Raw genomic sequence first — 13,105 nt, 5'->3', positions numbered from 1 at the left:
GGCGACAACATCACGGTCGACGTCGAGCTGATCGTGCCGATCGCCATGGAAGAGAAGCTGCGCTTCGCCATCCGTGAAGGCGGCCGCACCGTCGGTGCCGGCATCGTCGTCACCATCAAAGAATAATCGAAGCCGGCATCCGCCGGATCGACAAGGAAAGGGCGGCCCTCGGGCCGCCCTTTTTTCTTTTCCAATCGCAAAAGCGTCCATTGTTCGTTCTATTGCTTCAAGCCTGTTGCAAGCCTCGGCGCTGCAACTAGTATAGGTTGCATCAAGGGGCTTGCAGGACGTGGTTTCAGGGCGCCGTTTCAACAGTCGGGCATGGTGGTCACTGGGGCTGGTCTGCCTGGCGCTGCTTGCCATGGGCAATGCCAGCCTCGCCGCGGCGACGGCCGATTCCGGCCCGACGATGCGTTTTGTTGTGGTGCGCAGCAACGCCGCGGGGTGTGAGCCCAACTGCCCGGAGTGGATTTCGGCGGAAGGCACGATCGAGGCCGGCACGCCGGCGCTGCTCAAGCGCATGCTCAAGCGGCTTGGCGGGCGAAAGCTGCCGATCGTGGTGGATTCGCCAGGCGGCAATGTCGACGCGGCGCTGACGCTCGGCCGGCTGATCCGCAAGAGCGGGCTGGATATCGCCGTCGGCAAGACCTGGTTCGACGGCTGCATGCCGGACGACAAGGATTGCACGGCCAACAAGGGCAGGGACGCCGACTATTTTGGCGAACCCTATGCCAGCGGCGCCATCTGCAATTCGGCCTGTCCGCTGATGTTTGCCGGCGGCGTACGCCGCGTGGTCGGCGAATGGGCGTATCTCGGCGTCCATCAGATCACCACGACCTACATCAAGACGAAACTGCTCTACCGGACCACATACAAGGTGGTGAACGGCAAGAAGAAGGTCATCAACACGAAGGTCGTCAGCCGCAAGAATGCCGGCAGCTACAAGACCTACGAGATGAGCAAGGCGGTGGAGAAAAGGCTGGCCGCCTATTTCCGGGAAATGGGCGTCGGCGAGGGCGTGCTCGCAACGATGAAGAACACGCCGGCCAGTGATATCCATCAGCTGGTCCTGGAAAACATGCTGCGGATTAATCTCGTCACCAGCATGGATTCGGTCGATCTGTTCACCGCTGCCACGATCTGCAAGGCATGGCCGGCGCCGGCGAATTGCCGGGAGATACCGTCGAACAAGTATGCGACGCCGGCCGCTGCCTTGGCTGCCAAGGCCGAGCCCGCACCTGCGGCAGCAGCCAGGCCGGAGATCGTCAAGCGCGACGAGGACATGCGCTTCGTCGTCGTTCGCGGCAGCAATCCGCTCTGCAATCCCGATTGCCCGGAATGGATCTCGGCCGAAGGCACGATCACCGCCTACACGCCGGAGCGGCTGCGTGACATGCTGGATAGCATTGGCGGGCGCAGGCTGCCCCTGGTGATCAGCTCGCCGGGCGGCGACGTGCTTGGGGCGCTCGCGGCTGGCCGGCTGATCCGCGAGCACAAGCTCGACGTCGCCATTGCCCGGACCGATTTCGTGGGCTGCGATTTGGCGGCGCTGGATTGCGCGGCCGACAGCGAGGCTCGCGCCGGATTGACCGTCGATGCCGACGGCGTGTGCGATTCAGCCTGCGCGATCCTGCTTGCCGGCGGTGTCCGCCGGCTTGTCGGTCCGCGGGCACGGCTCAGCGTGCATTCGCTGGGGATGGAGAAAGAGGTCAAGACCTACCTCGAAGACATGGCGATCGGAAGCGGCCTGTTCGCTGCGATGCAGTCCGTGCTCTATTCGAGCCATCGCCAACTTGAGCCGGACATGATGCTGAAGGTCGGGCTGACGACTGGACCGCAATCGGTCGACGCGCTGACCGGCGCCACCATCTGCGGCGTCATACCGAAGCCCGACAACTGCCGCGTGGCGCCATCGCCAAACGCCCAGGCCGAGGCGCCCGCCAAATTATAGGCGTGAACTGGCCATCGAGGCAGCTTGAGCCGTCTTCGATCTTTCCGCTATCGTCCGCGGCAAGCGACAGGCGAGGATCGATGATGAACGAGGATATTCCGACACTGTTCGAATGGGCCGGCGGCGCCGAGGTGCTCAGCCGCCTGACGCAAACTTTCTACGACAAGGTGGCGCGCGATCCGATCGTCGGCCCGGTGTTCAGGCACATGTCGCCGGGCCATCCCGCCCATGTCGCGGCCTTCATAGGCGAGGTGTTCGGCGGACCGAAGACCTACAGCGAAAAGCATGGCGGCCACCGCGAGATGGTGATGCACCATCTCGGCAAGCACCTCAGCGAGGAACAGCGGCGGTGCTGGATCAACCTTCTCGCCGACGCCGCCGACGAGGTTGGCCTGCCCGACGACCCCGAATTCCGCTCCGCCTTCATGGGCTATGTCGAATGGGGATCGCGGCTGGCGAAGATGAATTCCAATCTCGGCGAGACGTGCGATCCGGAAACGGAGCCGATGCCCGCCTGGGGCTGGGGCGTGCCCGGTGGGCCTTACAAGCCGCCGGCGGGGAAATCGTAGCGGTGGAGCCGCGAAGCACGCTCGTTCGATGGCGGCAATGGCAGGGCCCTGGCATCGAACACCTTGTCCTGAGGCAGGATTCCGGCGGGATATCGGCCGAGTCCGTGGCGATCTCGGCCGACCATGCGCCGTTCGCCGTTCACTACCGCATTTCATGCGACCCTGACTGGCGCGCCAGGGAGGTCGAGGTCGGCATTGTCGGTGGCGGGTGCTTCCGGCTCGAGACCGACGGCATCGGCAACTGGTCGAAGGACGGTGTTGCGATCCGGGACCTGACCGGGGCGCTCGACCCCGATCTCACTGTCACGCCCTTCACCAACACGCTGCCGATCCGCCGGCTGCGGCTGAAGCCTGGCGAAAGCGCCGAGATTGCCGCAGCCTTCATCGAACTCCCGGAACTGACCATCGTCAAAAGCCCGCAGCGCTACACGTGCCTCGACGAAGGCAGACGCTATCTCTACGAGTCGCTGAAGAGTGGCTTCCGGCGGGAAATCGAGGTCGATCAGGAGGGGCTGGTGACCACCTATCCGGATTTCTGGCAAAGGATCTGATCCGGCCGTTGCGACGCGCTCTGCAAGATGCGGAATATCTGCAAATCTCTGCAAAAATGGCGCCACGATGGGCGTGCACATTGGAGCATCCGAAACGGGCTTGCCACGTAATGCTCATAGCTCATCTGCCATCGGGTTACATTCTGGGGAGCTTCGCGCGCAGACAATGGCGCGAAATGTCCGGCGTCGTGACGGCTGCGATGATCGGCAATGTGATTCCCGACGTTGACATGCTGTACTTCCACTTCATCGACGGCGGACACATCCACCACCACGCCTACATCACGCATTGGCCATTGTTTTGGGCCGCAACCGGCATATTGAGCCTGTGCGCTGCCAGACTGCTCGGCTGGCCCCGTCCGGCGCCGATCGGCATCTTCTTCGCGGGTGCCATGCTGCATATGGTCCTGGACACGGTGGCGTCGCCCATATCGTGGCTGATGCCATTTGATCGGCACGCCTTCGAATTCGTGGCGGTTCCCGCCACCTATGGCAATTGGGTCGTGAGTTTCGTCCTGCACTGGACTTTCGGGCTCGAACTTCTCATCTGCGCCTGGGCGTTGTGGCTTGTCTCTGCGCGATCGGCGGCGCGGATCGCCGCGCCTCAAAAGGGCACTTGAGTTCTCATCCGCTTTATGAAATAGCAGCGCGCGTGTACGGGCATAGCTCAGTTGGTAGAGCGGCGGTCTCCAAAACCGCAGGTCGTAGGTTCGAGCCCTGCTGCCCGTGCCATTTTCCAAGGAAAATCAGGCACTTAGAAATCGCCTTGCTAGGCGAGGACGCCGAAAGTAGCCTTACACATCTCTTGCACAAACTTGCACGCACGCAGGGAGTGTCTGGCGGTGGCGGAAAAACACACGATTCTGGAAGGCAAAGTTCACGTCTATCGGCGCAACGACAGCCCGATTTGGCATTGTTCGACGTACCTCAAAGGCAAAAACTGGCGGGTCAGCACCAAGGAAGAAAGCCTCTCCAAGGCCAAGGACTGGGCCGAGGATTGGTATTTCGGCCTCAAGGACAAAGGCCGGCGCGGCGAGCTCCTGTCGGAGAAGACGTTCAAGGACGCAGCCGACCAGTTCATTACGGAGTATGAGGTCCTGACCGAGGGCGAGCGCAATGCCCGCTGGGTCAAGGACCACTACCGGCGCGTTCGCAGCTATCTGGTGCCGTACTTCGGCAAGATGGGCCTATCCACGATCAACGCCGGCACAGTCCAGGAATACCGTATCTCAAGGATGACGCCGGAGGAGGGCAAGAAGCTCCCCTCCCGCAGCACCTTGCACCACGAGACGGTGACCTTGCGGCTTGTCCTGAAGACCGCCGTGCGACACCGGTGGCTTGCGCATCTGCCGGATATTTCGCAGCCCTACAAGAAATCCGCGAAGGTCGTTCACCGCGCCTGGTTTACGCCAGAGGAATACAAACAGCTGTACCAGGCGACGCGGGCACATGCGCAAAAGGCGCGGGATGCCAGCAAGAAGGCCCAGGAGGGCGAGAAGGCCCATCGCGTCTGGCTGTCCGAGCAGCTTCACGACAAGATCCTGTTCCTGGCCAACACCGGTTTACGGCCGGACGAAGCCAACTGGCTTGAATATCGCGACGTGGAGATCGTGAAGGACAAGGCAACGGGCCAGAAGATCCTTGAAATCCAGGTGCGCGGCAAGCGCGGGGTAGGGTATTGCAAGAGCACGTCGGGCGCGGTTTTTCCCTTTGAGCGGATGGTGGCCCGGAACAAGCCAAAGCCGACCGACAAACTGTTCCCAGTCGATCACAAAAAGCAGTTCAATGGCATCCTTGACAAGATCGGCCTCAAGCTCGACCGCGAGGGCAACCGGCGCACGCTGTACTCACTGCGCCACAGCTACATCAGCTTCCGGCTGCTGGAGGGCGCCGACATCTACCAGGTCGCCAAAAACTGCCGGACGAGCGTCGAGATGATTGAGAAGCACTACGCCGTGCATCTCAAGAACCGGCTCGACGCGGCGGCGATCAACGTTCGGAAGGCCAGGCCGCCCAAAAAGCCGAAGGCCGAGACGCTCGACCTGTTCGAGAATTAAAGCTGGGTGCCGACTTGCGTGGTTGGCGCGAGTTTGCGCCAATGCGTACAGCGCACCTACGCATCGCCCCAACGTGTACGCATTGGGGAAAAGGGGGGCGATGCATGCTCGGTTTTCTGACCGGTTGCGAGACGCAAACCGGAGAAACCCGGCAGGTGCGCTGGGGGACACCCCCCGTCCCCCGTCCGTGCCGTGGAGAGGTTCGTGGCTATCTTTCACCTGAACGTGAAGAACATCAGCCGGAGCGAGAGGCGTTCCGTTGTGGCGGCAGCCGCGTATCGCGCGGGCGAGGTCCTGCCAAATGAGGCGGAAGAGCGCCTGTCGGATTTCGGCGGGCGCCGCGACGTGGTGGCGACCGAGATCCGTCTGCCGGAAGGCGCGCCAGAGTGGATGGGGCAGCGGGCCGCCCTCTGGAACGCCGTGGAGGCCGCCGAGAAGCGCAAGGACGCGCGATTGGCGAAGGAGGTTGAGTTCGCGTTACCAATCGAATTGCCACGCTCTGCGTGGCTCACTGTGGCCCGAACGATGGCCGACGCTTACACGGCGCAGGGCTTTGTGGTCGACCTGGCTATTCATGACGACGGGACCCGCCATAACCCGCACATCCATATGCTCATGACCACCCGCGTGGTAGGAGAGAATGGGTTCGGGCTGAAGATCCGCAGTGCGGATGGAAAGCAGTTTGTTACCGAGGCGAGGGCGCTGTGGGAGCGGGTTGCCAATGAGGCGTTGAGCAAGGCGGGGCTCGCCGTTGCGATTGATGGACGGAGTTATGCGAAACGCAGGCAAGAGCGGCAGCCGGGGCTCCACCGTGGCCCAAATCGCCAGGAACGGCGCGCCCGCAGGGTTCTCGCCCAACGAGAGAGGGATCAGATGTCACCAAGGGAGCCTGATGAAGACTTACCCGTGCCGGATCCGGACGGTTCGCCTATTCATCCAAGCGAGCTGGAGGTCGCTGAGGACCGAATGCTGGCCGACATGCATGCCCCAGCGCCCGAACTAAACGCGGCACACGCTCAAGGCGGCGCTGAGGCCGCCCAGGCGGCCGTCGATCGGGAGAATACACTACAGATGACCGAGGACGATGCGGCGGCATACCGCCTCTCGCCCGACAAGTTGCTGGATTGGTTAGAAGACAAGATCCGACCAGAAGACGTCAGCACGCTGGAGCGATGGGAAAACCACCTGGATTGGCTCGATCCCAGCGACCAACACCCAGCCCGATCTCCTGAACCGCGTTCCGAGCCGGAGCGGGAAGAACGGTAGTGTGGGCGTCATTTCCGCCCTGATGTCGTTGCCACCAAAGGTTGGGCGAGGGTACCTTTTCCAGAAACAGACGGAGGACTAGCCGTGGACAATCAGGAGGCGCTCGCGCAACTGTACGATCAAGCTCGGTCACTGAAACAGGCCATCAGTGATATCGAAACCACAATCACAACCTGGCTGCCTCGCCTAGAGGCGGAGGCCAACGCCAAGCGGATCATATCGTTCCTCAAAGACCGTTACAGCGCGCAACGGGAGCTGATCTACGAACTGGGCACGACAGCAAAGGAAATCCAGGCCTTGGAGCGCAACATGCGCGAACACGATGCGCGTGGTGTAGGTCGCGATAGTATCGACCACGAGAACCCTTTGGGATGGCTTGAATTGGTCGAGCCAGCGGAAGATGGGCCGCCCCAGGATCATCTGGACTGGTTCAGGAAGGATCTGGCTGAGAACCCGCCATCGCCCGACGAGCCTGACGTCGGCGAGCAGCCAGGGCAGCTCGAACCTTCCCCTGACGATTTGTTAGCCTGGCTACCGGGCCGCGGGCGCTTTCGGTGAGTTTTCAGGTACTTCCGACGCCTATAAACCTAACAGTCCCCTGCTCCTCGACGCAGGTAACACTTGCGGGATTCACAATACCGCCCCATCATCAAGATATGGCCAGGTTACATCAAGGATCGGTATTCGGAATCCCGGAGCTCACGGCCGAACAGCGCGAGAAGACCCGAAAAGTGCTGGAATGGCTCGAAACGGACCTGGTCCGGCGGCGCAAGCGCCTCGCCTATTGGGCGATGCGTAAGCACCAGGCCGAAACGATCCCGGGGATTGACGAGGATCTGCGTGAAGGTGCGTTCTATTTCCACGCCCGCGCTCAACAACTGGTCGATTCCGGGGAGAGGCTGCGCGCCCATCTCATCACCGAATTGCAAGAGCAGCCGGAGCATCTTCCCGCCTACCACTACGAGCACTAAGCCCTTCGGAGGTCACCATGAGTGCAGAGGACCAGTTGGCGCGACTTCGCGAACATGCGCAATCGCTGGAACAATCCATCGAGAACATCGACCGCGAAATCAATGCTACCATCGGCCACGAAGGCTCAGCACGGCTTATCGACTATCTGCGGGAGCGTCATAACGTCCAACTCGGCTACATGTATGACTTAGGCAAGGTCGAGCGGCAAATCGAGGATCTGGAAAACCTGGTCAGCGAGCAACGGGAGCAACCCCAAGAGCAGCGCCTTGCGGAGAAGTGGCAGGAGAGCCATCCGGCGCCCCAACAGGACCACCTCGACTGGTTCAAACAGTCGTTGGCCGAAAACCCGCCGCAGATGCACGAGCTTGAACAGGCTGAGCAGCGTATGGTTCAGGACATGGAGCGCGAGCCTACCCGCGATGACCATCTGGACTGGTTCTCAGAGCGGCGGTAGGGCTAAACATAATCAGTGAAAGACGATCGGTGTCGAAAACTTCCGTAGGATCGAGAGCAGGAGGCGGAATTTGTATTTACGTGACCGGCGCTCATGCAAGGCCTTGATAGCCTTTTGCATTTCTGCTCCGGTTATCCTCTCAAGATCGATGTATCTGATCTCGGTCGTCCGATTCATGCGGGTGCGGAGCGTGATATCGTAGATGATGATACCCATCACCAAAGCGGTCACTTTCGCAGGGAATTCGAAGAGCAAACTCGTGGCGTCATCGGCTGCGCTCGCATAATGGACGAAAGGAATATCGACCAGGGCCTCGATGAGCGTTGCGATCGCGAGAAGCTCGCGCTTCTCGGGTCGGTATCGTTCGAGCGGCAGGGGGGCTGCAAGGTCAGCCCATTGCCTTCGGGCGCGTTCGACTTGCTCCAGGTTGAGCTTGGCGGAGCATGCATAGTGGCCAGCGACAAAGGATACCGCCTTATTGCACACTATTAGAAATCCCGCGGTCTCAACGGCGTCCGCAGGACTGGTGAAGACGTACTGATTGTCGGTGTACAAAGACGCCCCCTTAACGGGGGCGTTTGGCGTAGTGAGCGTTCGTTCTCTCGATAAGTTGATCGATGTCTGCCGTAGTCACAGCGTTACGCGGAACCTTGTTGTCCAATTTGCGAAGCCTTGCCGTTAACTTGGCAGTCTTCGGTACTTCGGCGTTCTTGAAATAATCTTCGATGGTGCCGCCGGCGGGGTCAAAAGTGATTTCAGGCATTGGTGTTCCTCTGTTGGCCGATGAGGGCCAACGGCCCTTGCGGGCGATGGTTTATCGTCAAATCCAATAATGCATCAAAGTTATGAATGTGTAGCCTTTCATGGCCGTTGCTGCCTATGGAATAGGCAAGAAATTCTGGCCGTTGCGCAAAAGATACATTGTTCGTTGAGGCGACGGCCCACACATCGCACATCCAAAGGCTGTTAATCTTATTCCACGCAAACCTGCCGCGTCACCTCACACGGCCGGTGATTGCGCTGGAAGCATTCGGACAGCGCCATCTCCTCGGCGTCCCGGATCGTCGGTTCCAACTGAAGCGCGTAGTGCGATTTTCTGGTCACTGGGATGACACGCGCCACGGCCGCGCAGGTGTTGTGGAAAACCTGTTTCACCACGCATTGGCTCCCGCCGCTGTATTGGCTGCAATCGGCCAGCACCGCATCGGTGGCCGCTTGCTCCGTCGCAAAACTCCGATCTGTCAGGATGAGAGTGCCATTGGCAGCGGCGGCGAAGGCACCGTAGCCGCCTTGCGGCGCTGACGGCGCCGGGCGAACTGCCGGCAGGGCAGGCGGTTCCTGGCTGACATTCAGTCCATTGGTGAGGCCGGCAATCCGGTCCTGGAAGGCCTGGATTTGCTTGTCGAGGTCAACCCGAGCCATGTCCCGGTCGGCAATCTGCCCCTTCAGCTCCAGGTTCATTTGCCGGAGCTCATCGTTCCTCCGGACCATCTCATCGCGATCGGCGGTCATCGAAGACAATTGCTGGGTCACCGAGGCGACCTGGCGTTGCAGGTCGGCCTGGTCAGCCCCGGTTTCCGGGGTCTTCTGCTGGGCAAGCCGTGCCGTCAGCAACGAGCGGTCGGCGTTGGCCGCGTCGAGTTTCAGGAGCAAATCCTGAACTTGCCGACGGGCCTGGTCACGTTCAGCGAGCGTGCCAGCGAGGTTGCTGTTGCCGGCGGATGTCTGCTGGGCGAGGGCACTGCGGTCGGCTGCGAGGCGGGCTTCCGCGCTCTTCACGGCCTGCTCCCTGGTGTCTAGCTGCCGGAGACGCGTGGTGTATTCGGAAACGCCGAACCACGCTTCCTTTGTTTCGGCCACCAAGTTCCAGGACGACGAGACGGCTTGGCCCGCTGACGCCCTGGCGTCATCGAACCGCCGCTCGAGCCCGTAGAAGCTGACGATAGCCGGGGCTACCAGCGCTAGAAGCAGACAAACTGCGCCGAGGGTCCCGAGCCGCTTCGCGTTGACACTACCGCGGACGGCAATGAAGGCGTTCCGGGTGTTGCGTACGATGCCATCGGCAATTGGACTCAGGCGTACAGAGAGGGCGACCGGGCCAACGCCAGCAAGCGCCTCAGGCGTTGCACCGTGGGTTTGTGGCTCGGCCGCTGCGGCAACCTCTGATGACGCCGTACGGGCGTCCAGCGCCTTCAGGCGTGCCTTGAGTGGCGGATGAGTGGCGAAGAGGTTGCCGAAGGCCGAACCGCGGAACATCAGGTAGCCGTAGTGCCGCTCCTGGGCCGTGGGTTTATCTGCAACGCCATGAACGCGCTTGAGCGCACGTGCCATGGCGTCGGGCGAAGTCAAATGAGCGCCGACCGCGTCGGCGTGGAATTCGCGGTTACGCGAAATGCCCTTGGCGACCAGTTCAGAGGCGACGAACACGGTTTTGCGGACGATCCGGCCGCTTCCCAGGGCAAGCTGGACGTTGCGGCGGGCGTCTGATCGCCTTTTGGAATTGGCAGCGGCCGCAAAGGCGCCAATCACCGTGAGGACGTTGACCGCGTTGACCAGCACGCGCTGGAATCCTTCAGCGAAGTACATCCGCGCCACGTCGTTGTGCAGGATGTGCCCGAGCTCGTGTCCGATGATGGCGTCCAGCTCATCCTTTTCGTAGTCAAACAGGGGTTTGCCGATGACGACCATGGACGATTTCTGGTTCGACCCCATGGCAAAGGCATTGAGAATGCTGGTGACGCCGACGGCGGGCCTTGGCAAGTTCAGTCTGTCAGCAAGGCCGTGGACGCGCTCTGTCAGCCAGTGACTCTCATCGACGGTCACAACCCCGAAACTGGTCGTGACGTCGCGGGCGGCTCGCCCGATGTAGCGTCCGCCGAACAGGAGGCCCAACACCGATAGGACCAGGCCGACCAGCAACGCCCGATCGGCGAAATACGTCCGCATGAACAGATCGAAGGGCGCCCACTGCCCGTAGGAGAGCATCAGCACAAGCCAGGTGACGGCGCAGCACGAGAGCATCAGAATCGCGCAGAGCAGCAGCGCTGTGGGCCACCAAGATCGATTGCGCGGTGTCAGGTGTTGTTCAGTGTCAGGCAGAGATGCCGAAAAGCCCAGAAAGGCTGCAAAGTCCGGCGCGAACCGCAAGAGCAGCAATCGGGTGAGCCGGATCGCTGCTCGGAATTGGTAGAACAACAGCACGAGGTCCACCGACAGGACGACCCAAGAAAACGCATGCTGCGGCCAGGGAAGCAACGCACGGGCCCAGAACAGAGCGTCCGGAGGATAGGCGTTGATGGCGAGCCATCCAGCGCGCAAGGCCGTCACGAGGACCAATGATTTGATGAGCGGCTGAAGATGAGTCTCGCGCCCGAATATCCTGCTTGCGAGCGTCATGGCGATACTCCTTCGGCCATGCCGATGCGCGATTTGCAGGTCTCGCTTTCCGAGTAAGACACCAGCCTTGTCTTGAAGGGCCGGGCGCCACGGGCATAATTGATCGCCCAACGCCAGCCGTTCCGTTGCCAACCGGAAAGCAACTCCATAATCTCGTCCGGTGTCATCAGCGGCCGTCCGAGGAACTGGACGGTTTCGTTGCCGGACGTCCCCGTGTTGACTGATGCGTCCGCGTACCACCCTCCCAGCTGAGAGGACCCGCTATGGCCGCTAGACGAGCTGAGATAGGCGAGTGTTTCATGGCCGAGGTATTTGCCGATGAGCTCGCCCGTTATCGGGTCGTCGACGCCGAAAAACTGCTTGACCGAGCAGTTCAGGAACGGCTGCCAGCTATTGCCGGGGTATTGTTCCTGCAGTGACATAACGTCCTGAAGGAAAAACCACAGGCGCACGCCAGTGCTTGCATGGGTGCGGATCGCCGCACGGAATTCCGGAAAAGGCCCGAGGTTGAGAAATTCGTCGAGAATGAAGAGGACTGGAATGTCCGGCAGGCGGCGATTGCTCTCCATGGCGTCGAGCGCGCCCTTGAGGAGAATCCGCAACCAGGGCGCATAGGGTTCCATTTTCCCGAAGGGGATGTCGATATAGACCGTGATCGGGCGGTCCTTCAGGTCTTCAAATGAGAAGTCGGATCCGCTCAGACTTTGCTGGATATCGCTGTCGCGCCAAAGGGCGAGCTTGCTTTCCAGCGTCGCTTCCAGGGTTTGCAGTCCGCGATCCCGCGTTTTTTCGAGCACCGCCTTGCCGACATCTGCCGTAGACGGGAATTCCGTAAACTTCTTCGCGACGTCAAGCAGGTCCCGCCCTTTTCGGGAGGCCAGTTGGCAAACCGTCGCGAGCGTACGCCTATGGGACGGCGCGTTACCGTTCACATACATCATCGCCGCGGTCAGAAACCCGGCAGCATCTTCTTGGAAGAACGACGACGCCTGAGGGTCCCGGGGAAACATCTGTTCCGCGAGCGAACGAGCGTCCGATTGGCTCCGCACCCGCGCCAAGGGGTTGTAGCGATGCCTCATCCAGCCCGACGTCCGATCGAAGGGGGCGATGCGGTAGATTTCGTGGCCAATGGACCTGCGCCATCGCGAGGTCTTCTCGAAATGCTCGCCCTTGGGGTCAAGCACCACGCAGCTTCCCCGATACCGCAACAGGTTCGGCACGATGGACGTCACCGCCTTGCCGGAACGGGTGGGAGCGATGGTCAGCAGATGGCCGTCATCGTCCCAATGGACGAATTGCGCCTCGGGGCTTCCCTCGTCGTCTGAATAGCCTCCGAGCAGGATGGATGAGGGGTTATCAAAAGCGGGCCGGCCGGCAAGGTACAACTTGCCGTTCGGAATGGTCCTCAACTCCTGGGGGCTGGCCCAGCGACCGGACCCATACAGTGGCGGTGGGTTGGCGAGTTGCCTCTCGCGCTCTTCGCGGGCCTCGAGATCGCGCTGGGCGCGCTCGATGATTGGGCCGGGATCGCGGCCGGAGCGAATGGCGGCTTCGACCTGGTCAGCAACTTCGGGCCCGTAGAGCTGTTCGACCTGTTTTCGGGCACTTCTGGCCCGAATATGGCGGCCGAGTTTGAGCCCGTATTGGCTCCACTTGACTCCGTTCGAAATATTTTTGGACAAATCCCCCAAGGGATCGAACTTAAAGTCGCCCATAGCCACACCCCAGCCCCACTGCAGAGAGTAACAACAGCCAAGCCGAATACAACCGCAACCCGCAAAATTCGTTAAGCTAACCTTGAGTGGCAAACATCAGCTTTCGCACTATTAGCCGGGCCTAAAGGGCCACTTGCGCCGGACCAGCAGAACTGCTGGCCCCATCACCTCCGG

General features: G+C 61.1%; 14 protein-coding genes and 1 tRNA gene. 11 read left to right on the top strand and 4 right to left on the bottom strand.

The annotated features are described in order from the left end of the window. The 11 genes from PU724_RS28920 to PU724_RS28870 form a co-directional block, all read left to right on the top strand. Positions 1–126 (top strand): EF-Tu C-terminal domain-related protein (locus PU724_RS28920; protein WP_446669874.1); only part of this gene is annotated, 126 nt, incomplete at its 5' end. Positions 127–289: 163 nt separating this feature from the next. Beyond that, entirely contained in the window at positions 290–1,951 is a 1,662-nt protein-coding gene (locus PU724_RS28915; protein ID WP_354424918.1) for a COG3904 family protein, read from the top strand. A gap of 83 nt (positions 1,952–2,034) precedes the next feature. Continuing rightward, on the top strand, positions 2,035–2,520 hold the full coding sequence (locus PU724_RS28910; RefSeq protein ID WP_354425010.1) for a group II truncated hemoglobin: 486 nt from the start codon (positions 2,035–2,037) through the stop codon (positions 2,518–2,520). Positions 2,521–2,522: 2 nt separating this feature from the next. Next, positions 2,523–3,071, top strand: coding sequence for a putative glycolipid-binding domain-containing protein (locus PU724_RS28905; protein ID WP_354424920.1), 549 nt, complete (start codon positions 2,523–2,525; stop codon positions 3,069–3,071). Positions 3,072–3,181: 110 nt separating this feature from the next. After that, entirely contained in the window at positions 3,182–3,691 is a 510-nt protein-coding gene (locus PU724_RS28900) for a metal-dependent hydrolase (protein WP_354424922.1), read from the top strand. 36 nt (positions 3,692–3,727) lie between these two features. Further along, positions 3,728–3,803 (top strand) — tRNA-Trp (locus PU724_RS28895). 110 nt (positions 3,804–3,913) lie between these two features. Continuing rightward, positions 3,914–5,128 carry a tyrosine-type recombinase/integrase gene (locus PU724_RS28890; RefSeq protein WP_354424924.1) on the top strand — a complete coding sequence of 405 codons (1,215 nt, stop codon included), beginning with the start codon at positions 3,914–3,916 and terminating at the stop codon, positions 5,126–5,128. A gap of 204 nt (positions 5,129–5,332) precedes the next feature. Further along, positions 5,333–6,394 (top strand): MobA/MobL family protein, encoded by a 1,062-nt coding sequence (locus PU724_RS28885; RefSeq protein ID WP_354424926.1) that lies wholly within the window; start codon positions 5,333–5,335, stop codon positions 6,392–6,394. Between the two features lie 84 nt (positions 6,395–6,478). Next, on the top strand, positions 6,479–6,952 hold the full coding sequence (locus PU724_RS28880; protein ID WP_354424928.1) for a hypothetical protein: 474 nt from the start codon (positions 6,479–6,481) through the stop codon (positions 6,950–6,952). 98 nt (positions 6,953–7,050) lie between these two features. Next, positions 7,051–7,365 carry a hypothetical protein gene (locus tag PU724_RS28875; RefSeq protein WP_127229636.1) on the top strand — a complete coding sequence of 105 codons (315 nt, stop codon included), beginning with the start codon at positions 7,051–7,053 and terminating at the stop codon, positions 7,363–7,365. Positions 7,366–7,382: 17 nt separating this feature from the next. After that, positions 7,383–7,820, top strand: a complete 438-nt coding sequence (locus PU724_RS28870; protein WP_354424930.1) for a hypothetical protein — start codon at positions 7,383–7,385, stop codon at positions 7,818–7,820. A 12-nt stretch (positions 7,821–7,832) separates the two neighbouring features. Here the strand turns inward: PU724_RS28870 and PU724_RS28865 are convergent, their stop codons facing one another. From PU724_RS28865 to PU724_RS28850, 4 genes are all read right to left on the bottom strand, one after another. After that, positions 7,833–8,375, bottom strand: coding sequence for a hypothetical protein (locus tag PU724_RS28865; RefSeq protein ID WP_135886343.1), 543 nt, complete (start codon positions 8,373–8,375; stop codon positions 7,833–7,835). Between the two features lie 10 nt (positions 8,376–8,385). Then, on the bottom strand, positions 8,386–8,583 hold the full coding sequence (locus PU724_RS28860; RefSeq protein ID WP_135886344.1) for a hypothetical protein: 198 nt from the start codon (positions 8,581–8,583) through the stop codon (positions 8,386–8,388). 209 nt (positions 8,584–8,792) lie between these two features. Beyond that, a complete protein-coding gene (locus tag PU724_RS28855) occupies positions 8,793–11,216 on the bottom strand; it encodes a M48 family metalloprotease (protein ID WP_354424932.1) in 2,424 nt (807 codons plus the stop codon). Beyond that, entirely contained in the window at positions 11,213–12,931 is a 1,719-nt protein-coding gene (locus PU724_RS28850; protein ID WP_354424934.1) for a type IV secretory system conjugative DNA transfer family protein, read from the bottom strand. The genes PU724_RS28855 and PU724_RS28850 overlap by 4 nt, the downstream gene beginning before the upstream one ends. Positions 12,932–13,105: the final 174 nt, after the last annotated feature.

Source organism: Mesorhizobium abyssinicae (assembly GCF_049887195.1).
Lineage (GTDB): Bacteria > Pseudomonadota > Alphaproteobacteria > Rhizobiales > Rhizobiaceae > Mesorhizobium > Mesorhizobium abyssinicae.
The sequence above is the reverse complement of the archived record's forward strand: the minus strand, read 5'-3'. Positions and strand labels throughout refer to the sequence as shown.

What these genes read in the sequence shown, in the direction of transcription:
- PU724_RS28900 (WP_354424922.1), top strand. Translation starts at nt 3,182, where the DNA reads ATGCTCATAGCTCATCTGCCATCGGGTTACATTCTGGGGAGCTTCGCG.
- PU724_RS28860 (WP_135886344.1), bottom strand. Translation starts at nt 8,583, where the DNA reads ATGCCTGAAATCACTTTTGACCCCGCCGGCGGCACCATCGAAGATTAT.
- PU724_RS28855 (WP_354424932.1), bottom strand. Translation starts at nt 11,216, where the DNA reads ATGACGCTCGCAAGCAGGATATTCGGGCGCGAGACTCATCTTCAGCCG.
- PU724_RS28850 (WP_354424934.1), bottom strand. Translation starts at nt 12,931, where the DNA reads ATGGGCGACTTTAAGTTCGATCCCTTGGGGGATTTGTCCAAAAATATT.
- PU724_RS28910 (WP_354425010.1), top strand. Translation starts at nt 2,035, where the DNA reads ATGAACGAGGATATTCCGACACTGTTCGAATGGGCCGGCGGCGCCGAG.
- PU724_RS28875 (WP_127229636.1), top strand. Translation starts at nt 7,051, where the DNA reads ATGGCCAGGTTACATCAAGGATCGGTATTCGGAATCCCGGAGCTCACG.
- PU724_RS28870 (WP_354424930.1), top strand. Translation starts at nt 7,383, where the DNA reads ATGAGTGCAGAGGACCAGTTGGCGCGACTTCGCGAACATGCGCAATCG.